Source organism: Pseudomonas sp. St29 (assembly GCF_001547915.1).
Classification (GTDB): Bacteria; Pseudomonadota; Gammaproteobacteria; order Pseudomonadales; family Pseudomonadaceae; genus Aquipseudomonas.
This window is the reverse complement of record NZ_AP014628.1, coordinates 3,274,085-3,293,688: the sequence shown is the minus strand read 5'-3', so window position 1 is coordinate 3,293,688 and position 19,604 is coordinate 3,274,085. Positions and strand designations below refer to the sequence as shown.

At 65.4% G+C, this 19,604-nt stretch carries 18 protein-coding genes; 6 read left to right on the top strand and 12 right to left on the bottom strand.

Features of this window, described 5'->3' with window-relative positions:
- Positions 1-11: 11 nt before the first annotated feature.
- From PST29_RS14850 to PST29_RS14825, 6 genes are all read right to left on the bottom strand, one after another.
- Positions 12-2,561: an acyl-CoA dehydrogenase gene (locus tag PST29_RS14850; RefSeq protein WP_060843518.1), complete on the bottom strand. Its 2,550-nt coding sequence runs from the start codon at positions 2,559-2,561 to the stop codon at positions 12-14.
- 277 nt (positions 2,562-2,838) lie between these two features.
- Positions 2,839-4,275, bottom strand: a complete 1,437-nt coding sequence (locus PST29_RS14845) for an outer membrane protein transport protein (protein WP_060843517.1) — start codon at positions 4,273-4,275, stop codon at positions 2,839-2,841.
- Positions 4,276-4,399: 124 nt separating this feature from the next.
- Positions 4,400-4,891, bottom strand: coding sequence for an alkane oxidation protein activator PraB (praB, locus tag PST29_RS14840; protein WP_060839180.1), 492 nt, complete (start codon positions 4,889-4,891; stop codon positions 4,400-4,402).
- A gap of 205 nt (positions 4,892-5,096) precedes the next feature.
- Entirely contained in the window at positions 5,097-5,588 is a 492-nt protein-coding gene (gene praA / locus PST29_RS14835; protein ID WP_060843516.1) for an alkane oxidation protein activator PraA, read from the bottom strand.
- Between the two features lie 129 nt (positions 5,589-5,717).
- Positions 5,718-7,010 (bottom strand): alkane 1-monooxygenase, encoded by a 1,293-nt coding sequence (locus PST29_RS14830; RefSeq protein ID WP_060843515.1) that lies wholly within the window; start codon positions 7,008-7,010, stop codon positions 5,718-5,720.
- Positions 7,011-7,304: 294 nt separating this feature from the next.
- Positions 7,305-8,300 carry an alpha/beta fold hydrolase gene (locus PST29_RS14825; protein WP_060839177.1) on the bottom strand — a complete coding sequence of 332 codons (996 nt, stop codon included), beginning with the start codon at positions 8,298-8,300 and terminating at the stop codon, positions 7,305-7,307.
- 267 nt (positions 8,301-8,567) lie between these two features.
- Here PST29_RS14825 and PST29_RS14820 point away from each other — a divergent pair, with 267 nt between their 5' ends.
- The 3 genes from PST29_RS14820 to PST29_RS14810 are packed head-to-tail and all read left to right on the top strand — an operon-like array spanning position 8,568 to position 11,905.
- Entirely contained in the window at positions 8,568-10,127 is a 1,560-nt protein-coding gene (locus PST29_RS14820) for a flavin-containing monooxygenase (RefSeq protein ID WP_060843514.1), read from the top strand.
- The gene (locus tag PST29_RS14815) at positions 10,124-11,023 is read left to right on the top strand and encodes an SDR family NAD(P)-dependent oxidoreductase (protein WP_060843513.1); all 900 of its coding nucleotides are present in this window, start codon (positions 10,124-10,126) and stop codon (positions 11,021-11,023) included. The genes PST29_RS14820 and PST29_RS14815 overlap by 4 nt, the downstream gene beginning before the upstream one ends.
- A 42-nt stretch (positions 11,024-11,065) precedes the next feature.
- Positions 11,066-11,905, top strand: coding sequence for a metal-dependent hydrolase (locus tag PST29_RS14810; RefSeq protein ID WP_060839174.1), 840 nt, complete (start codon positions 11,066-11,068; stop codon positions 11,903-11,905).
- Positions 11,906-11,936: 31 nt separating this feature from the next.
- Here PST29_RS14810 and PST29_RS14805 read toward each other — a convergent pair whose 3' ends face one another.
- Positions 11,937-12,710: an AraC family transcriptional regulator gene (locus PST29_RS14805; protein ID WP_060843512.1), complete on the bottom strand. Its 774-nt coding sequence runs from the start codon at positions 12,708-12,710 to the stop codon at positions 11,937-11,939.
- A 151-nt stretch (positions 12,711-12,861) separates the two neighbouring features.
- On the opposite strand from PST29_RS14805, the gene PST29_RS14800 reads away from it, so the two are divergent.
- Together PST29_RS14800 and PST29_RS14795 are read left to right on the top strand one after the other, a co-directional pair.
- Positions 12,862-13,260 (top strand): DUF3224 domain-containing protein, encoded by a 399-nt coding sequence (locus PST29_RS14800; protein WP_060839172.1) that lies wholly within the window; start codon positions 12,862-12,864, stop codon positions 13,258-13,260.
- A gap of 35 nt (positions 13,261-13,295) precedes the next feature.
- The gene (locus PST29_RS14795) at positions 13,296-14,075 is read left to right on the top strand and encodes a type 1 glutamine amidotransferase domain-containing protein (RefSeq protein WP_060843511.1); all 780 of its coding nucleotides are present in this window, start codon (positions 13,296-13,298) and stop codon (positions 14,073-14,075) included.
- A gap of 69 nt (positions 14,076-14,144) precedes the next feature.
- Here PST29_RS14795 and PST29_RS14790 read toward each other — a convergent pair whose 3' ends face one another.
- The 5 genes from PST29_RS14790 to PST29_RS14770 are packed head-to-tail and all read right to left on the bottom strand — an operon-like array spanning position 14,145 to position 18,586.
- Positions 14,145-14,909 (bottom strand): ABC transporter permease, encoded by a 765-nt coding sequence (locus tag PST29_RS14790; protein ID WP_060843510.1) that lies wholly within the window; start codon positions 14,907-14,909, stop codon positions 14,145-14,147.
- Complete coding sequence (locus PST29_RS14785; RefSeq protein ID WP_060843509.1) at positions 14,909-16,108, bottom strand: ABC transporter substrate-binding protein; 1,200 nt, start codon at positions 16,106-16,108, stop codon at positions 14,909-14,911. The genes PST29_RS14790 and PST29_RS14785 overlap by 1 nt, the downstream gene beginning before the upstream one ends.
- Complete coding sequence (locus tag PST29_RS14780; protein ID WP_060839168.1) at positions 16,074-16,913, bottom strand: ABC transporter ATP-binding protein; 840 nt, start codon at positions 16,911-16,913, stop codon at positions 16,074-16,076. Before PST29_RS14780 ends, PST29_RS14785 begins: the two co-directional genes overlap by 35 nt.
- A complete protein-coding gene (locus tag PST29_RS14775) occupies positions 16,910-17,977 on the bottom strand; it encodes an acyl-CoA dehydrogenase family protein (protein WP_060843508.1) in 1,068 nt (355 codons plus the stop codon). The genes PST29_RS14780 and PST29_RS14775 overlap by 4 nt, the downstream gene beginning before the upstream one ends.
- A 48-nt stretch (positions 17,978-18,025) precedes the next feature.
- A complete protein-coding gene (locus tag PST29_RS14770; protein ID WP_060843507.1) occupies positions 18,026-18,586 on the bottom strand; it encodes a carboxymuconolactone decarboxylase family protein in 561 nt (186 codons plus the stop codon).
- A 104-nt stretch (positions 18,587-18,690) separates the two neighbouring features.
- Between PST29_RS14770 and PST29_RS14765 the strand changes: the two genes are divergently transcribed.
- Entirely contained in the window at positions 18,691-19,602 is a 912-nt protein-coding gene (locus tag PST29_RS14765; RefSeq protein ID WP_060843506.1) for an AraC family transcriptional regulator, read from the top strand.
- Positions 19,603-19,604: the final 2 nt, after the last annotated feature.

Here is a 19,604-nt window from a genome sequence, read left to right as displayed (position 1 = left end):
CCAGTAGAGGGTCAATAGGCCGAATCGCTGGCGACCACCGCGTCTTCGCTGCTGGCCGTACGTTTGCGCGAGGCCGGCCTGGCGCCTTGCTCGAAGTGCGCCTGACGCTGCTGCAGGGCTTCCAGCAGACCGAAGTCCTGAGGGAAGTCGTCGACCTGGATCGCGTGATCGCCGTATTCCACGTAGCGCCCCAGCAGCTCGTCCTCGTCCGCGCTGATCAGTTGCAGTTCCAGGGCCTTGACCCGCCAGATCACGAAGGCCTCGCGGGAGATCGGCAGCGGCGCCAGGACGCCCTGCTTGATCGCCGGCTTGAGCCGCGCCTCGATCAGGTCCACCTCCGGCTGCAGGCGGAACGCCAGTTCGCCATAGGCCAGCTTGTCGATGTCCGGCTGCGGGATGTAGGAGTCGGCCAGCAGGCGGTCGCGGGTCGGGCCCGGGGTTTGCACCAGCTCGGCCACTTGCGCCAGCAGGCGATCCGAGGGTTTGCGCTGGGCAATGCCCAGGGGAAAGCTCAGGCCGCGAATGATCCGCGCAGCCGCCTTGGACGGGTAGTTGTCCAGCACTTCGGCCAGGGCTTCATGGGCTCGCAGCAGGGAGTCTTGAGCAGCCCAGTGCACCAGGGGCAGATCGGCCTGGGGCCGGTCGTCGTCCTCGAAACGCTTCAACACGCAGGACAGGATGTACAGCTGGGACAGAATGTCCCCCAGGCGCCCGGTGATGCTTTCCTTGCGCTTGAGGGCACCGCCCAGCACGCCCATGGAAATGTCCGAAGCCAGGGCTAGCACCACCGACAGGCGCTGGATCTGCCGGTAATAGCCGGCCAGGGCCTTGTCGGTATTGGCCGGGGCCTTGATCAGACGGCCGCCGGTCAGCGCATGCACGGCGGCACGCACGGTGTTGGCGAAGACAAAGCTGATATGACCGAACATCGCGCTGTCGAACGCTTCCAGGCCCTTGCGTCCGGTGTCCCGCGCCGCTTCCATTTCGCGGAACACGTAGGGATGGCAACGGATCAGCCCCTGACCGTAGATGATCAGGCAGCGGGTCATGATGTTCGCGCCTTCCACGGTGATGGCGATCGGGCTTTGCTGGTAGGCCCGGGCCAGGAAGTTGTTGGGGCCCATGCAGATGCCCTTGCCGGCGACGATGTCCATGCCGTCGTTGACGATGGCCCGTGCGCGCTCGGTGACGTGGTACTTGGCGATGGCCGAGATCACCGACGGCTTCTCGCCAGCATCCAGGGACGCCACCGAGACCTTGCGCACCGCGTCACAGGCATACAGATGCCCGGCCATGCGCGCCAGGGGCGCCTGCACCCCTTCGAACTTGCCGATGGGCAGGCCGAACTGCTTGCGCATCGCCGCATACGCCGTGGTGCCGCGCACCGCCACCTTGCCCAGGCCGACGTTGGCCGACGGCAGGGAAATAGCGCGCCCGGCGGCCAGGCATTCCATCAGCATGCGCCAGCCATTGCCCACCTGGGCGCCACCGCCGATCACCCATTCAAGGGGAATGAACACATCCTTGCCGGTGGTCGGGCCGTTCTGGAACACCGCGTTCAGCGGCCAGTGGCGACGCCCGGTATTGACCCCTGGATGGGTGGTAGGAATCAGCGCGCAGGTGATCCCCAGGCTGCCCTTGCTGCCCAGCAGGCCGTCCGGGTCTTCGGCGCGAAACGCCAGCCCCAGCACCGTGGCGATCGGGCCCAGGGTGATGTAGCGCTTGTCCCAGGTGACGCGAAAGCCGAGCACTTCCTGGCCTTCGAACTGGCTCTTGCACACCACCCCGACATCGGGAATCGCCCCGGCGTCGGAACCGGCATAGGGGCTGGTCAGGGCAAAGCAGGGAATGTCTTCGCCGCGAGCCAGGCGCGGCAGGTAATGCTGGCGCTGGGCCTCGGTGCCGTAGTGCAGCAGCAGCTCGGCCGGACCCAGGGAGTTGGGCACCATCACCGAGATCGCCGCCGCCGAGCAGCGGGTCGAGAGCTTCATCACCACTTGGGAATGGGCGTAATGGGAGAAGCCTTTGCCGCCGTACTGCTTGGGAATGATCATCCCCAGGAACCCGGCGTCCTTGGTGTATTGCCAGGCCTTGGGCGACAGGTCCTGCCAGACCTGGGTGGTCTCCCAGTCGTTGGCCATGTCGCACAGGGTTTCCACTTCGTTGTCCATGAACGCCTGTTCCTCGGCGCTCAAGCTGGCCGGAGCGCTCTGCAACAGACGCGGCCAATCCGGCTTGCCGCTGAACAGCTCGGCGTCCCACCAGACCGTGCCGGACTCGATGGCCGCACGCTCGGTGTCGGACATGGCCGGCATGATCTTGCGAAACATCGCCAGGGCGCGGCGGGTGAGCAAGGCGCGGCGCAAGGGCTTGATGCACAGCAGCGCGGCCGGCGCCAGCACCAGCAACACGCCGAGGGTCAATCCCAGGGTGCCCACCAGGCTGAACAGATACGCGACCGCCAGCCACACCACTGCGGCGCCCAGCCACAGGGCAGCTGTCGCCTGTCGATAAGCCAGCGCGAGCGCTGCGGCAAGTCCCACCAATAACCAGACCATCATGGAATACCTCTCTTGTTCTAACGAGACGACCACCAGGGCCCTGGGCGTTGTGCCGGCCCCCTGCAGATCACCCTACAAAGGAAAGAAGCATGTTTCAAATTTTATTTTTAAATATTGTTTTGAGTGAATTCGCCAATGCATAACGGCTGAACAGCGTCAGCCCGGGGTTGAAAAAAACAGGTTGAAGACGGGTCTGGAGCCGACCCGTGCAGCCAACGGCAGTAGCGCAATCCCTTTGTACTGCCGTTAGACCAGGGCACGGCGATATAGCCGGCGATCAGAAATGATAGGTCGCGGAAAGACTCACCACCTCGCCCGACGATTCAACCTTGCCATCGATGCTGGAACCACCGAGGCGATCCTGGTTGACGGTCTTGAGCTTGGCCTCCTTGACGAACTGCCGCGAGTACGCGCCGTCGATGGTCAACCCTGGAATGGCCTTGATGTCATAGCCGAATCCCAAAGAGGTGAACCAGCGATCGTTGTCCGGGATCCGTGGGTCACGTGTGGAATTACGGGTTGGGGTTTCATCGAAGGCCACACCGGCGCGCAGGGTCAGTTGGTCGGTGAACTTGTAGTCGCCTCCTAACGAGTACATCACCGCGTCCTTGTACTTGTAGGGAATGGCGACCAGGACATTGCCGTCGGACTTGAGCGTCAGGTCCTTGAACGACGACCACTGGGTCCAGAGCACACTGGCGCCGAGGGTGAAGCGGTCATTGAACACGTGCACCCAATCCAGCCCGGCGGTGGCGGGAATATCCAGTTGGGTACTGGCGTTGGCACCATCGGGGAAGAGCTTGAGGCCTGGATACGCCAGTTCCGTCAGGGTCTCGCCATTGGGGCCTGCCGGCAGAGTGGTGAAGTTTCGACCCAAGGCATCGACGCGAATGTTGTACTTGCCCTCCATCTTGTTCTTGATCTTGGCGTGATAGTTCAGGCCCACGGTGTCCTGTTCGGTGGGTTTCCAGGTGACGCCGGTGAACCAGCCGACCGAGGTGTTATCCACCTTGACTCGCATCAGGTCCGAACCGGCGCCGGAAGGCGCTCCAGGCAGTACGGACATGCCAGCTGCGCCGCTGAGGTTGAGGTTCTGGCTGACGAAGCCCTTGCTGTGCTGCACGATTAGACCAGCACCGATGGAGAAATCTTCGCGAACCTTGAACGAAAGAGCCCCGGTCAGACCAACCGTTTCGATCTTGGTATCTACAGCGAAGTCGCGGCCCTTCCAGCCCTCATCCCAGGTGCTGCGCATGCCCAACGGCACCACCTGACTGAGGCCGAAGGCGAAGCGGTCGTTGATCGGCAATACCATGAAGCCGGTAGGTAGCCAGGCAGTGAAACCACCCTCCCCGCCATTTCCGGTCAGCGGCACGGGGTCTCCACTGATGCTGCCAAACTCGTCCACGGGAACGGTGGAGGCCGGATTGCCCTGATAGTCGTTGACATTGCCTTTGAATTTCATCTTGATCCGTGCGTAATCCACGGTCATCTGTGCCACGTTCTGATCGATGAACGCCATGGCCGCCGGGTTGTTGAAGGCCGCACTGGGATCATTCTTGAACAGCGAACCCCCACCGAACGCCCGGCCCCAGCCGGGAGCACCGTACGTTGGAGTAGAGAAACCACCCGCTTGAACCGACCCGGAACTGATCAAGCCACCCAGCACGGCCAGGCCGATGACTGTCTGGATCTTGTGTTTCTTATTATTCATGCCCCACTCCTTATTATTATCGACCGCGGTCGGTCACCACCGATCCGGGGGACTGCAACAGGCGCCTCTGGCGAGGCACCTGTTTTTTTCAGCAAGTGATCAACAGGCTGAAGTCAGATCAACTTCATGGAGTGACAGTGAACGCCGGGCTTGGGTTGACGCTCAGAGCCGTGATCTTGCAGCTGCCGACGGTTTGCGCCGAAGGAATGCTCAGGGTGTTGGTGGCGTTGTTCCAGGTGACGTTGATGGTCACTGGAGCGCTGCTGCAGTTGGAGAGGATCTTGAAGTTGACCCCGGTCACGGTACCCGCAGTGGCGCTGGACGCGGTCAGGGTCCAAGGCAGGCCCAGCAGCGACGGCACGCCGCACAGCGAGTTGCTGCCACTGACAGTGGCGCCGGTGATCGAAGCATTGGAGCCGTTGGCGGCCACGGTACCGGTGAAATTGATGTTGCAGTTGACCGGCACACCGAACGACGCCGGCGAAGACACCGAAATGGTGCCCGGTGCCGAGAAGGTCGCCCCGGCAGGCGCGATGGTTGCGGCGTTGGCCATCGACGCGGCGCCGAGGCAGATGGCGAAGGAAGCTACGGATACCAGAGTCTTGATGCTTTGCATTGTTGTTTTCCTCAAGATTTAGGCAACAGGCAGTTGCCAGGGGGTTATCAGCCTTGCCAGGGGGTCGATGACGCCATCGGCTCTCGGGCTCGACCGAATTCGGTACTGGAGCGCGCTAGGGCGATACCGACCCGGCTTGAACAACCGGTACTTCCGGACTCAATCGCAGTGTCATCAGCGTCCCTCCATGGATGGTGTGCTGGCTTCAGGGCGCCACCCGGAACGTGGGCGGCATCTGGATCGATACGGTCTTGATGGTGCAGCCGCCGTCGAGGCTGACCTGGGCCGCCTCGAGTTTTCCGGTGCTGTTGTTCCAGCTGCCCTCGGCGGTGCTCGGCCCGCATTCGCCGCCCACCAGGGGCGCGTGCACCGTGACCCGGATGCCGGACATGGCGCCGCTGGTTTCGTCCTTGGCGACCAGCTTCCAGGGCAGGTGCGTGGCCTCCACCTGGCCGCACTTGAGGCCACCGCCGAAGTCGACCTTGTCGACGCTGGCAAAGCTGCCGTCGGGGCTGACCTTGCCGCTGACCTGGATGGTGCAGTCGGCATTGATGATGCTTTTGGCAAAGCTGATGGGGCCCTTGGCACTGAACTCGGTATTGGCCGGTTCGATGCGCGCGGCTTCGGCGGCGTTCAGCAGTGACACGCCCACCAGGACCACGAACAGACGGGCAGCGAACAGAGGTGAAATAGACATCCGTGACTTCCTTGCAGTTGCTTATTGTTGTTGTCGGTCAACTTGGCGTAAGGACTTCGGTGTTGCCTCGCTGGCCCTTCAAGCGGATGCCCCGGACAGGCCACCGGCGCTTGAAGGCGAGCGGTACAGCTAAACGGCGGAGCCTGGATCGGTGTCGGTAAAACCGTATTGCCGCAGCAGTTCGGCACGCTTGGCCGGATGCAGATTGGCCAGCCGCACGTCCCCGGCGTAATGCGCCAGGACCCGGTGGTCCATCAGCCGCCGCCAGAGCACTGGCACATAGGCCCAGACGATCATGGTGGCGTAGCCATAAGGCAGCTGCGGCGACTCGTCGAAGTGGCGCAGGGCCTGGTAGGAGCGGGTCGGGTTGGCGTGGTGGTCGGAGTGCCGTTGCAGTTGGAACAGGAAGATGTTGGTGACGATACGGTTGCTGTTCCAGGAGTGGCGTGGCGAGCAGCGTTCGTAGCGGCCGTTGGGCTGCTTCTGGCGCAGCAGGCCGTAGTGCTCGACGTAGTTCACCACCTCCAGCAGGGAGAAACCGTAGATGCCCTGGATCACCAGGAAGGGAATCACCGCCGCCCCCAGCCAGACGATCAGCACGCCCCAGAGCACCACGCTGTAGAGCCAGGCGCTGAGCACGCCGTTCTTCCAGTGCAGGGTCGGCAGCCCGAGCTTGTGCAGGCGCTCGCTTTCCAAATGCCAGGCCGAACGCAGGCTGAACCACACGGTGCGCGGCAGGAAACTCCAGAACGACTCGCCAAGGCGCGAGCTGGCCGGATCTTCAGGGGTCGCCACGCGAACGTGGTGGCCACGGTTGTGCTCGACGAAGAAGTGCCCGTAGAAGGTCGAGGCCAGGGCCAGTTTGGCCAGGAACTTGGCCATACCGCGGTTCTTGTGCCCCAGTTCATGGGCGATGTTGATGGCGATGCCGGTGGCGGCACCGGTGGACATGGCCATGCCCAGGTAGGTGAACCAGCCGACGCTGCCGTGCAGTTGCGCACGCTCGGTAAGGAATGTGGCGAAGTTCGCCAGGCCGCCCTGCAGGTGTAGCTGCTGGCTCAACTGCAGCAGGCCGCCGGCGATGATCCAGTCCACCCCGCTGACCGCCATCCAGGCAGTGACCACCAGGGACAACACCGAGAGCACGGCGCAGCTGTAGACGATAAAGCGGTAGTAAGGCTGTTTCTCCAGATCGGGAACCGCGGATTCCGGCGGGTTGCTGGCGTCTTCCCCCAGCAGGCCGTCAATCAGTGGAATCAGGCCAAAGATCACCACCACGCCGCTCCACCAGAACACCTGGACACCGGTGGTGAGGGCAAACAGCCCGGCCAGCAAAGGGGTGATCATCGGCAAGGTGCCAAGCCACCAGAGGTGGCGCTTGCCATCGGTCCAGACGCCGGGTGCCGCCACGGAAACAGTCATGGCAGCCTCCGCACAGAGGCAGTGGACAGGGATGCTATAAAGGACAGCGCGATGACGCTGCATGGCGCGTGATTGGATGAAAAAACAAAAGCGTGAAATGGCGTTATTTTCATTATTTTAATCGCTCAATTGCACTTTCAAAAAAAACATTCAAAACATTTTTTTAAAAAAATAGCTCGGGTTCGTTAGCTCGTCAACTATTTTTTCGGCTTGTCCTGAATGTCGCCCGTGACGCATTTACAGCGGCTTGCAGAGGGGTTGGGGGGAGGCTCGAAACCGTCCCCGACCTCCCCTCTAGCTTGCTCGTGATGCCGCGAACGGTGGGCGCAGCACCGTGGCGCTGCGGTGCGGCGTCGCCCGGGAGGCGACCTCCTCAACCAGGGCCACCACCCGTTCGACGGCGCTGATCGGCAGCATGTGCCCCCTGCCCTGAACAATCTCCAGGGACAGCCCCGGCACCTTGCCGACCATCGCTTGCCCATGCTTGCGGTAATTGAGTACCGAGTCCGCCGAGCCATAGATCAAGCCGACCGGCAGCTTCAGACTGGGGTAGCGCTTGACCATCTCCGGCAAGGAACGGTTGACCACGGCGATCTCGCTGGAAGCGTTGTAGAAGTTCTGCGAACGCATGCCCAGCAAGCCCCCGCCGCGCTCGGCGAAGTCCTCGGGGACCGGGTCCGGGGCGAATATCGCCTTGACCAGCCCACGGCGGCCGAGCATGGCCATGGGCGCCGCCAGGGTCAGGGCCATCCAGCGGCGCAGCCAGGCCGGGCGCACGCCCAGGGACAGGAACACCAGCGGCAGCATGCGCTGCGGATGAGTCAGGGGCGCCACGAGGATCAGCCCGGACACCGATTGCGGATGATCCAGAGCCAACGACAGCGCCACCGCGCCCCCCAGGGAATGCCCCAGTACCAGCGGCTGCCCCAGATCCAGGGTACGTATGAATCTGGCCACCAGGGCGGCCTGGGCCGGCAGGTCCGCCGCCGCCCCGCGGGCCCGGGTGGAATAGCCGGACCCGGGGCGGTCCAGGGTGATGACCCGGAACCGCTCGCGCAATGAAGGAGCCAGGGAGTGGGTCAGGTTGCGCCCGCAGCCGGACAGGCCATGGATCATCAGCAATGCCGGACCGCGGCCTTCGTCGGTGTAGTGAATACGCTCGCCGCCGACCTCCAGAAAACGCCCGTTGATCGGAACCTGGCGTTCGATCCTGCGATTGATGCGGACGCTCACGCCCCAGAGCAGCGCACTGACCACCAGGAAGACTGCCGCCGCCACTAGCCATTCCATAACCCGCCCCCTCAGCTTCCCTGCACCGCACGCCAGGACCAGGATGATCCGGCTGCATGGCTGTCGCCTTGGCCTGGTGCCGCCTGTGGCGTCGCCGGCGCAGTGCGCAGGCGCCCGGTCAAAATCCACAAGCCGATGGCGTAGGTGACATTTCCAGGTGATTTATTTAAATTAATTTTTAAAACATTATTTTAAATTGTGCAATCCTGAGATTTCACTCACCGACGAAAGTCACCCAAGCGTCACCCTACAATCGAGGTACACACCATGAATGCGTACTCGCCACCCGACGACCCCGAGGTCGTGGACATCGCCATCATCGGCGCCGGCTTTGCCGGGCTGTGCATGGCGATCAAGCTCAAGGAAGCCGGGCTAGTGGATTTCTTTGTCGCCGAACAAGCCGCGTCCCTGGGGGGCACCTGGCGCGACAATCACTACCCCGGCTGCGCCTGCGACGTGCAATCCCATGTCTATTCCTATTCCTTTGCGCCCAATCCGCACTGGACCCGGCAGTTCGCGCCCCAGGCGGAAATCCGCGAATACCTGGAAAACTGCGCCCGGGATTTCGCCCTGGCACCCTGGCTGCGCTTCAACATGGGTTTGGAACAGGCGCGGTTCGATGAGGCCAGCGCGCGTTGGCAACTGCGCTTTGGCAACGGCCGCCAGGTCAGTGCCCGGGTGCTGGTGTCCGGCATGGGCGGCCTGTCGCGCCCCGCGCTACCGGAGATTGACGGGCTGGAAAGCTTCACCGGCAAGCGCTTCCACTCCCAGCAGTGGGACCATCGCTATGCCCTGCAAGGCAAGCGCGTGGCGGTGATCGGCACCGGCGCCAGCGCCATCCAGTTCGTGCCGAAAATCGCTCCGCGGGTGGCCCAGCTCAAACTGTTCCAGCGCACCCCGCCCTGGATCATGCCCAAGCCCGACCGCGAACTCAGCGCCCTGGAGCGCTGGGCCTTCAAGCACCTGCCATTCACCCAGCATCTGGTGCGTTCGGCACTGTACTGGGCCCTGGAAAGCCGGGTCATCGCCTTTGCCCGGCGGCCGCAACTGATGAAGCTGGTGCAGCGCGTGGCCCTGCGTCACCTGCGCAAGCAAGTGCCCGACCCGCTGTTGCGCCAGAAACTGACCCCTGACTACAGCATCGGCTGCAAGCGCATCCTGATCTCCAACGACTACTACCCGGCCCTGTCCCGGGGCAATGTCGGGGTCATCAGCGAGCCGATCCTGCGCATCGACGGCGACGCCGTGATCACCGCCGACGGCAACCGCCATGCGGTGGACTGCATCATCTTCGGCACCGGCTTCCAGGCCACCGACCCGTTGCCCCGCGGCCTGCTGTTCGGCCGCCAGGGCCAGGACCTGGCGGACAGCTGGTCACAGGGCGCCCATGCCTACCTCGGCACCTGCCTGCCGGGCTTTCCCAACCTGTTCATGATCGTCGGCCCCAACACCGGCCTGGGCCACAACTCGATGATCCTGATGATCGAGGCCCAGGTGGACTACATCCTCAAGGCCCTGGACCGAATGCGCCAGGACGGCCTGGCCAGTATCGAGGTGCGTCCCGAGGTCGAGCGCCAGTACAACCAGCGCCTGCAGCAGCGCCTGGCCGGCGCCATCTGGAGCGTCGGCGGATGTCGCAGCTGGTACCTGGACCCGCGCAGCGGCAAGAACACCACCCTGTGGCCCGGGTCCACCTGGAGCTTTCGCAGGACCGTGCAGCACTTCCGCCTCCAGGACTACCTGAGCACCCAGCTGCCCCAGCCCGGAACCGTCGCCGCCGCCGAAGCCGCCGCGCGCCCACTGAACCTCGAAGAGGCCGTCCGATGAAAAACTTTAACGGTAAAGTCGCCGCCATCACCGGCGCCGCCTCTGGCATGGGCCGGGCCCTGGCCGTCGCCCTGGCCCGCGAGGGCTGCCACCTGGCCCTGGCCGACAAGAACCCCCAGGGACTGGCCCAGACCGTGGCCCAGGCCCGGGCCGCCACACTGTTGCCGCTGCGCATCAGCAGCCAGGAGCTGGACGTCGGCGATCGCGAGGCGATGTTCGCCTGGGCCGCCGCCAGCGCCGCCGAACACGGCCAGATCCACCTGATCTTCAACAACGCCGGAGTCGCCCTGTCCAGCACCGTGGAAGGCTCCAGCCTGGCGGACCTGGAGTGGATCGTCGACGTCAACTTCTGGGGCGTGGTCCATGGCACCCAGGCCTTCCTGCCCTACCTCAAGCAGGCCGGCGAGGGGCACATCATCAACACCTCCAGCGTGTTCGGGCTGTTCTCCCAGCCGGGCATGAGCGGCTACAACGCCACCAAGTTCGCGGTGCGCGGCTTCACCGAGTCCCTGCGCCAGGAACTGGACATGCAAGGCCACGGGGTCTCCGCCACCTGCGTGCACCCGGGGGGCATCCGCACCGACATCGCCCGCACCAGCCGCATCAGCGACAACGTCAAAGGCTTTTTGATCGACAACGAACAGCAGGCCCGGGACGACTTCGAAAAACTCTTCATCACCAGCGCCGAAACCGCCGCCAAGGTGATCCTGCACGGGGTGCGCAAGAACAAGCGACGGGTGCTGATCGGTCGCGACGCGCACCTGCTCGACCTGTTCGTGCGCCTGCTGCCCAGTGCCTACCAGGGACTGGTGGTGTGGCTCAGCCGGCGCCTGGCGCCCAAGCCGGGCCGGGAGCGGCCGCCGCTCTACAAGCCCCAGGACGAACGCGGCCTCTGAGGCCGCCACCTTCACCGCCAAGTGTCTAGAGGAGCGCCAGCCATGCTGCCCATCCGCCGTGACATCAAGGTTGAACTGCCTGCCGAACGTGCCTGCGACTGGCACGAACAAGGCAGTCACGTCAGCCACTTCTTCAACGCTCTGTCCCTGCTGTTTCCCGCCGGCGAACTGTTCTTCATGGACAGCGTGCGCCACTACCGCGAGCAGATTCACGACCCCGAGCTCAAGCGCCAGATCCAGGGCTTCATCGGCCAGGAAGCCATGCACAGCCGCGAGCACCAGCACTACAACGACCTGTTGCAGAACGCCGGACTGCCGGCCCATCTGCTGGACCGGCGGCTGCGGATCATCCTCGACTTCCAGAAGAAACACTTTCCGCCGGCCTTCAACCTGGCGATCACCGTGGCCCTGGAACACTACACCGCGATCCTCGCCGACCTGCTGCTGCGCGACCCCAGCCGCTTCGGCCACTCGGTGGAAGGCTACCGGCAGATGTGGCTGTGGCATGCCCTGGAGGAAACCGAACACAAGGCGGTGTCCTTCGACGTCTTCAACCAGGTGATCCGCCCCGGGCCCAAACGCTACCTGCTGCGCAGCGCGACCATGCTCTTCACCACCCTGACCTTCTGGCTGGTGGTGTTCGACTTCCATGTGCGCATGCTGATCGCCGACCGCCGTCGCGGCGGCCACTGGCGCGGACTGTGGCGGGTGCTCAAGTACCTCTATGGCAGCCAGGGCGTGTTCCCGCGCATTGCCCTGCCCTGGCTGCAGTTCTTCAAACCCGGCTTTCATCCCTGGGACCACGACAACCGCGAGCAACTGCAACGCATCGAGGGCCTGGTGCAGGACATCCAGCGCACCCGCGCCGCCGCGGCCAAGTGACGGGGCAGCCGCCAGCCAGGCCGGCGCGGGCTCAGTCCCGCGCCACCTGGCTCCGCACATAGGCCGCCGGCGGCTGGCCCACCATGCGCTGGAAATCCCTGACGAAATGCGCCTGGTCGAAGTAACCCAGGCGCAGGGCCAGCTCGGCATCTGGCTGGGCCTCGCCGCGCTGCAGCAAAGCCAGGGCCTCGTGCAGGCGATAGCGGGCAATGACCCATTTCGGGCTCACCCCCACGTAATGGGCAAACAGCCGCTGCAACTGGCGCGGGCTCACGCCGGCCCGTTGCGCCAGGTCCTGCACGCGGGTCAGGTGCGGGTCGGCGGCGGCCCGCTCCACCAGTTGGTTGAGCCACTCCACGCGCTCATCGACCGCGGGCAGGTGGGCCAGCAGCCAGGCCGTGGCCCGCTCGCACATCGACGCCATGCCCGGCCAGGGGCCGGCCTCAAGCAGGCTGTCGGCCGCTCCCAAGACCTCGGCCGCAGCGAGCGAACGGTCGCGCAACAGTTCCATGGAGCGCCCCCAGAACGGCTGGAACGCCGCCGCACGAAACTTGATGCCGAACACCCAGCCGTGACCGGCCAGGGTCTTGCAAAAGCGTTGCCGGTGCGGCCCCCAGATCCGCGCCTGATTGCCCTCCAGCACCAGATGCACGTTGGGGTGGGGCAAGGTTTGCTGATGCTCGACCTGCGATTCGGGCAATGCCCAGCCCACGTACCAGAAGTGCTCCACCCAGGGCGCCAGGGCGGGCGGCGGTGCCTGCCGCAAGTGTTCGACGTGCCGGGCCGCCAGACGCTGATTGAGCACGCCCCGAGCCGGCCCGGGAGCGGTGGCGGCTGGCGGTCGCGTTTTTCCAATGCACTGCATGATGCGTGTGTTTTCATCCTTGTCCCCGAACCGGGGCCCAACGCCCCAAGGTCCGCCGCGCATTATCACCCAGCCGATACCGGAGAACAGCATGCTCGCCACAGGACAATTCAGCGTCAAACTGCCCGCCCACCCCGTAGCCCCGGGCACCGAAGCGGCCCAACTGGGGCGCATGGCCATTCACAAGACCTTCGAAGGCGACCTGCAGGGAACCAGCCTCGGCGAAATGCTCAACAGCCTCGGCACCGTGGCGGGCTCGGCAGGCTATGTAGCCCTGGAACGCGTCGAGGGCAGCCTGGCCGGCCGACACGGCAGCTTCGTGCTGATGCACTACGGGGTCATGGACCGGGGCCAGGCGACCCAGCATATCCAGGTGCTGCCCGACTCCGCCGGAGGTGAACTGCTGGGCCTGGCGGGCCGGATGCAGATCCGCATCCAGGATGGTCAGCACCACTACGAGTTCGACTACAGCCTGCCCGGCGACTGCTAATCTGCAGCGCACCTTTTGTGCTGCGAGCCCGCGCCATGTTCCTGATCCTGCTGCCCCACGCCGACTACGACCCCACTGAAAGCAGCCTGCCCTGGCAGGCCGCCCGGGACGCCGGGTTCCAAGCGCAATTCGCCACGCCGCAAGGGATGCCGGCCTACGCCGATTCGCGCCTGGTGAGCCTGGGCTTCGGCCCGCTCAATCCGCTGTTGATGACCCCGGCGGCGGATCTGCAGCGCTACCACAGCATGACCCGGGACGCGGAATTTCGCCGTCCGTTGAAGTACACCGAGGTCGATCCGCAGGCCTTCGAGGGCCTGCTGATTCCCGGCGGCCATGCCCGGGGCATGCGCAGCCTGCTGGAGTCCGAGGACGTGAGGCGGATCATCCTGGCCTTCTTCAAGGCCGACAAACCGGTGGCCGCGGTGTGCCATGGCCCCCTGGCCCTGGCCCGCTGCATCGATCCCGACACCGGGCGCTCCGTGCTCTATGGGCGCAAGGTCACCGCGCTGCTGGCCGGCCCCATGGAACTGGCGGCCTGGATCGTCACCGCGCCCTGGCTGGGGCGCTACTACCGCACCTACGACTGCAGCGTCGAGGCAGAGATCAAGCAGGCCCTGGCCAGCCCGGCGGATTTTCTGTCCGGACCCTGGCTCCCGCGCCGTGACTCAGCCGCCCATCCCGAACGCGGTTTTGTGGTGCGCGACCGCAATCTGCTGACCGCCCGCTGGCCGGGAGACTGTCACCGCTTCGCCAACGAATGGGTGACCCTGCTGCAACAGGCGCGGCAGGCTCAGCCGGAGCAAAACCCTGCTTGAAGGCGTGACCACGAGCGCCGCCGCATCAAGAGGCCCTCGTCATCACTGCGCCTGCACCTGGCTGCGGGCTCAGGCGTGGGACCAGCGACGGTGCAGGCCGCGGGCCAGGGCGTCGAGGGCAAAGCCCAGCACGCCGATCAGCAGGACCATGGCCATCAGTTCCGAGTAGGCCAGGCGGTCCCGGGTGTCGAGGATGAAGTAGCCCAGGCCGGCGCTGACCCCGAGCATTTCGCAGGGCACCAGGACGATCCACAGGATGCCGATGGACAGGCGCACCCCGGTCAGCACGTGCCCCAGGATCCCCGGCAGGATGATCTTGCGCAGGGTTTCCCAGCGGGTGGCGCTGAGGCTGCGGCTCAATTGCAGCCAGCGCGGGTCCAGCTGGCGCACGCCGGCCGCGGTGTTGAGCAGGATCGGCCACAGCGCGGCGAACGCCAGGAGGAAGTAGATCGGCTGGTCGCCCACGCCCATCAGCATCACCACCACCGGCATCCAGGACAGCGGCGAGATCATCCGCAGAAACTGGAACGCCGGGGTGGTGGCCGCTTCCAGGTGCCGGTAGCTGCCCACCAAGAGGCCCAGGGGCACGCCGATCAGCAGCGCCAGCAGCAGGCCCACCAGGATGCGCTTGAGGCTCACCAGCACGTGCTCATACAGCTCGCCACGCCCCAGCAGTTCCACCAGGCTGGCGAAGGTGGCCTCGGGCGAGAAACGCGCCGCCAGGCCGTTGCCGCCGCCCAGCAGGTGCACCCCCAGCCACCAGGCCAGCAGCAGGCTCGCCAGCCCCGCCAGGCCCAGGACCCAGTGGTTCAAGGAGGAAGGTTGCTTGCCCATCAGAGACCGAACTCCTCGCTACGCTCGAAACTGTCCGCCAGGCCGAAGGCCTTGAGCCCGCCGACGGCGGCGATGGCGTTGCGCACGAAGCGCTCGTCCACCAGGTCCTGGGCGGTGTGCGCCGGATCGAGGCCGGCGAGAAAACCCTTGTCGCCCTCGATCAGGGTGTCCTTGAGGCGCTTGACCAGCTCTTGGGTGTAGCTGGGGAACGGGTACGGCTGGAAGTCGATGCGCTGCTCGTCCCAGTGGCTGTGCCGGATCGCGCCGCTGGCCAGGTAGGCCTCGCGGTCCGTGGCCGCCGGAGCCAGCACCCGGTTGAGCACCTGGGGCGCATGGGGCGTGTAGCGGTTGGCACCGTCCTTGGACAGCAACTGGGCGGCCTCGGCGCGGTGGTCGCGGGTCCACAGCTGGGCCTTGACGATGGCGTTGACCACCTTCTGCGACCACTCAGGGCGGTTGTTCAGGTCGTGCTCGTGCATGAACACCACGCAGCAGGCGTGATTGCGCCAGACATCCCCGGTGAAGCGCTGCACCCGGCCGACCTTGAGCTCTTCAGCCAGGGCATTGAACGGCTCGGCGACGATGTAGCCGGCGATCCGCTGGCTGGCCAGGGCCGGCGGCATGTCCGACGGCGGCAGCACCAGCAGGTTGAACTCGTTGGCCCCCAGGGCACTGCCGGCGGCCTTGCTCACCGGCACCAGGCCGTTGTCACGGAACAGTTGCTGCACCACCACGTTGTGGATCGAGTACCAGAACGGAATCGCCACCGACTGTCCCGCCAATTGCTTGATCTCGGTAATGCCCGGGGCCACGGTCAAACCGGAGCCGCCGACGTGGTTCCAGGCCACCACCTTGGCCGGCACCCGGCTGCCGTAGCGAGCCCAGACGGTCATCGGCGACAGCAGGTGGATCACGTTGACCTGGCCGGAAATGAACGCCTCGATCACCTGGGCCCAGCTGCGCAGCAGCACCGGCCGCTCGGCCTTGATGCCTTCGGCCTCGAACAGGCCGTTGTTGTGGGCCACCAGCAACGGCGTGGCGTCGGTGATCGGCAGGTAGCCGATGCGCACCGGCGCGTCCGGCTCCTGGGCGGCGCGGGCCTGCAGGCTGTTGAGCAGCGGCATGGCGCCGCCGGCGGTCAGCAGCGCGCTGAGTTTGAGAAAATCACGCCGAGTGTGAGTGAAGTCGTCCAGGCACATGGTCAATCTCCGACGGTGCAGGCAATGGGGAAGTTGAGGGATTGCGGCTCGCCCGCCGAAGGGTCTTGAGAATCTCGATACGCAGGGCGCCCAGCTCCTCGATCCGCTCGGCGCGCGGCGCCGGCAGGTCGATGGACCACTGGCCGAGGGTGCGCGCCGGGCTGTGACCCAGTAGCAGGACCCGATCGGACAGCAGCAGGGCTTCGTCGATGTCGTGGGTGATCAGCAGCGCCGCGGTGCGCTGCCGACCGATGATCTGCAGCAGCAGTTGCTGCATGTCGGCCCGGGTCACCTCGTCCAGGGCGCCGAAGGGCTCGTCCAGCAGCAACACCTGGGGCTGCCGCGCCAGGCAGCGGGCCAGGGCGGTGCGCTGGGCCATGCCGCCGGACAGCTGCGCCGGGTAGCGCCGGCGGGCCTGCTCCAGGCCAACCGCGGCAATCGCCTGATCGACGCGTTGCTGGCGCTGCGCCGGGCTCAGGTGCGGCTGGCGGGCAAAGTCCAGGCCGAAGGCGACGTTGTGTTCCAGGTTCAGCCAGGGCAGCAGGCTGGGGTCCTGAAAGGCCACCGCGACCCGTGGATGGGGCCCGCTGAGCTCCTCGCCCAGCAGGCTGACCCGGCCCTTGTGCGGTTGCTGCAAGCCGGCCAGGACCCGCAGCAGGCTGGACTTGCCCACCCCGCTGGGGCCGAGGATCGACACCACTTCGCCGGCGTGCAATTGCAGGTCGAAGTCTTCCAGCACCGCGTGCCAGCCGTCGGCCCCGGGGTAGCCCAGGCTGATCTGTCGGGCATCGAGCACGCCACTCATGCCGCGCTCCGCCCTTGGCGTTGCAGTTCGGCGCGCAGTTGCACCAGGCTCGGGGTGACGATGGGCACGAAGGCCGATTCGCGCCAGCGCCGGGCGAAACCGCTGCCGAACTCGCTCAGGTAGGCCTTGCCGCCACTGGCCTGCAACTCCAGCTGCACGGCGTTGGCGGCGGCTTCGGCCAGGGCGATGCGCACCCGGAACAGCGCCGCCGGTTGGCTCAGGAAACGCCCGTCGAGCAAGCCGCTCTTGAGCTCGTCGACGCTGTGTTCCAGCTGCTGGCGTTGCTCCTGCAACGGCTCCTGGAGCACCGAGCGGGAGCCACCGAGGTGCTGCTGCACCTCGCTCAGGGCGCGACGCGCCAGACCGATGGCCAGGGCGCATTGCAGGCCGAGGAAGGCCGGGCGCACGGCTGGCAGGAATACCCGGGCGTCGTCGTGCAGCAGCCAGTCTCGCGGAACCTGCACCTGACTCAAGTCCAGGGCCGCAGTGTTGCTCGATTGCAAGCCCATCAGTTGCAGGTCGTCGGAGCGCTGCAGCCCGGGCAAGGCATCGGGGAGTGCCAGGATAAAGGGCGCACCGCCCTCCTCGTGCTCGATGGCCGCCGCCACCACAAAACCGCTCTTGCGCAGGTTGGTGACCCAGTGCAGGCGGCCGTTGAGGCTCCAGCCCTGGCCGTGGTCCCGCGCCTTGACTTGCAGCGCCTCGATCCCGGACAGGAACTTCATGGCGTTGGACAGCCCGGTGGCCCCGGCCAGCTCGCCACTGAGCAACGAGGGCAGCAAGCGCTCGCGCAGCGCCTGGTTGGGACTGTGCAGCAGGTATTCGATAAAGGCCCGCTGGCCCCAGAACACGAAGGCGGCCGCCAGGGAGTGACTGGCCACCGCGGCCATGACTTCCAGGGCATCGGTCAGTTCGCCGCCGCTGCCTCCCAGTTCCTGGTCGATGCCGACCCGCAGCACGTCGGCCCCGGCCAGTCGAGCGAGTACCTGCTGAGGATCGCAGTGACCCTGGTCCAGCGCCTGGGCCTGGGCATCCAGCCATTCACTCAAGTGCGCACTGAGCATGTGGTTTTCTCCTTGAAGGGGGCGCCGTTGGATAACCGGCGCCTTGAATCATTGACCCTGGGCCGACCAACGATACTGGGCCAGCTCGGGGTTCAGTTCGGTCCCGGCGAACACGTTGGCGAAGTTGCACAGGGTCGCCAGACTGATGCCCAGGATCACTTCCAGGGCATTGCCCTCGCTGTAGCCTGCGGCCTTGAACCGGGCATAGCCCTGGTCGCTGACCTTGCCGCGGGTGGCGATCACTTCCCGGGCGAAGGCCGCCAGGGCTTCCAGACGGGCTTCGGGCAGGGTGCTCTGCTCGCGCAGCGCACTGACCACCGGATCGGGGAGTCTGGCCTTGTTCAGGGCCACGGCGGTATGACCTGCGACACAGAAATCGCAGCCATGGGTGGTGGCGGCGATCAACTGCACCACTTCCCGCTCCGCCAGGCTCAGATCAGCCTTGGCGTTGAGGCCCGAGACGGTGACGTAGGTTTCCAGGGCCGCCGGGGCATTGGCCAGGATGCCCAGCAGGTTGGGAATGTAGCCGGAATTCTTCTGGGCGTTTTCAAGAAATGGCCGGGCCGCTTCTGGGGCAGTGTGCAAGGTGTGTAGAGTGACGCGGGACATGGAGTGGACTCCTGGTATGTAGGTGTGCGTCAAGTCTGTTGGTTATAAGAATTCCGATCCATATTCTAAAGTAGCGATTACTTGCTCCTGAGTGTTTCCCTTAGATGATTTCATCAAGCCCCTTGGTCGATTGGTTATTAGAAAGCCTGGAACTGGACGCCAGCCTGTTTCATGTCGGGCGCTACTGCGGTGGCTGGCACGCCAGCACCCAGGGGCTGGCCCGGGCCAGTTTCCACCTGATCGTGCAGGGCCATTGCTGGCTGCATATCGACGGCGTGCCCGAGCCCCTGCGCCTGAACGCCGGAGATGCGGTGTTCCTGCTGCGGGATCTGGGCTATCGACTGTCCAGCGCCCCGCAGCCTGAAGTGGCGCAGCAACTGCCACGCATCGCCATGAGCGCCCTGGATGCCGGCGCCCAGGATGGAGTCGGGCTGGTGTGCGGTTTCTTCCATTTCAAGCCCGGGTTGTCGTCGCTGATCATCGAGGGGCTGCCGGGCTGGCTGGTGCTGCGGGCCGGCGATCCGTCGCTGAGCGCTGCCCGGGCGCTGTTCCAGCTGATTCTCGATGAGTGCCAGCGCGCTCCCGCGCCCTCGTCGGCACTGCTGGAGCGCCTCAGCCACCTGCTGTTTCTCTATGTGTTGCGCCAGCAGGTCAGTGACAACCAGGACCTCGGCGGCCTGGTGGCCCTGGCCCGGCATCCGGGGTTCGCCCCGTTGCTGGAGCAGTTGATCCAGCACCCTGGCCAGGCCTGGCCCCTGGAAAGCATGGCGGCGTTCACCGGGCTGTCGCGCTCGGCGTTTTTCAAGCGTTTCAATGAACTGGCCGGGCAATCGCCGGGACAGGTGCTGCTGGCCCTGCGCATGCGCCATGCCTGCCAGCTGCTCAAGGCCAACCAGACGGTGGAACAAGTGGGGGCCGCGGTGGGCTATCAGTCGATTGCCGCGTTCACCCGGGCCTTCACCAAGGCGGTGGGGCTGCAGCCGGGGGCCTATCGCAAGCAGCATGAAGGACGCTGAAG

Excerpts from the sequence above, each read along its gene's own strand:
- PST29_RS14845 (WP_060843517.1), bottom strand. The coding sequence starts at position 4,275 with ATGAATAATAAGAAACACAAGATCCAGACAGTCATCGGCCTGGCCGTG.
- PST29_RS14795 (WP_060843511.1), top strand. The coding sequence starts at position 13,296 with ATGTTCCTGATCCTGCTGCCCCACGCCGACTACGACCCCACTGAAAGC.
- PST29_RS14770 (WP_060843507.1), bottom strand. The coding sequence starts at position 18,586 with ATGTCCCGCGTCACTCTACACACCTTGCACACTGCCCCAGAAGCGGCC.
- PST29_RS14780 (WP_060839168.1), bottom strand. The coding sequence starts at position 16,913 with ATGAGTGGCGTGCTCGATGCCCGACAGATCAGCCTGGGCTACCCCGGG.
- PST29_RS14825 (WP_060839177.1), bottom strand. The coding sequence starts at position 8,300 with ATGGAATGGCTAGTGGCGGCGGCAGTCTTCCTGGTGGTCAGTGCGCTG.
- PST29_RS14785 (WP_060843509.1), bottom strand. The coding sequence starts at position 16,108 with ATGTGCCTGGACGACTTCACTCACACTCGGCGTGATTTTCTCAAACTC.
- praB (WP_060839180.1), bottom strand. The coding sequence starts at position 4,891 with ATGCAAAGCATCAAGACTCTGGTATCCGTAGCTTCCTTCGCCATCTGC.
- PST29_RS14775 (WP_060843508.1), bottom strand. The coding sequence starts at position 17,977 with ATGCTCAGTGCGCACTTGAGTGAATGGCTGGATGCCCAGGCCCAGGCG.
- PST29_RS14810 (WP_060839174.1), top strand. The coding sequence starts at position 11,066 with ATGCTGCCCATCCGCCGTGACATCAAGGTTGAACTGCCTGCCGAACGT.
- PST29_RS14815 (WP_060843513.1), top strand. The coding sequence starts at position 10,124 with ATGAAAAACTTTAACGGTAAAGTCGCCGCCATCACCGGCGCCGCCTCT.
- praA (WP_060843516.1), bottom strand. The coding sequence starts at position 5,588 with ATGTCTATTTCACCTCTGTTCGCTGCCCGTCTGTTCGTGGTCCTGGTG.
- PST29_RS14830 (WP_060843515.1), bottom strand. The coding sequence starts at position 7,010 with ATGACTGTTTCCGTGGCGGCACCCGGCGTCTGGACCGATGGCAAGCGC.
- PST29_RS14820 (WP_060843514.1), top strand. The coding sequence starts at position 8,568 with ATGAATGCGTACTCGCCACCCGACGACCCCGAGGTCGTGGACATCGCC.
- PST29_RS14790 (WP_060843510.1), bottom strand. The coding sequence starts at position 14,909 with ATGGGCAAGCAACCTTCCTCCTTGAACCACTGGGTCCTGGGCCTGGCG.
- PST29_RS14800 (WP_060839172.1), top strand. The coding sequence starts at position 12,862 with ATGCTCGCCACAGGACAATTCAGCGTCAAACTGCCCGCCCACCCCGTA.
- PST29_RS14850 (WP_060843518.1), bottom strand. The coding sequence starts at position 2,561 with ATGATGGTCTGGTTATTGGTGGGACTTGCCGCAGCGCTCGCGCTGGCT.
- PST29_RS14765 (WP_060843506.1), top strand. The coding sequence starts at position 18,691 with ATGATTTCATCAAGCCCCTTGGTCGATTGGTTATTAGAAAGCCTGGAA.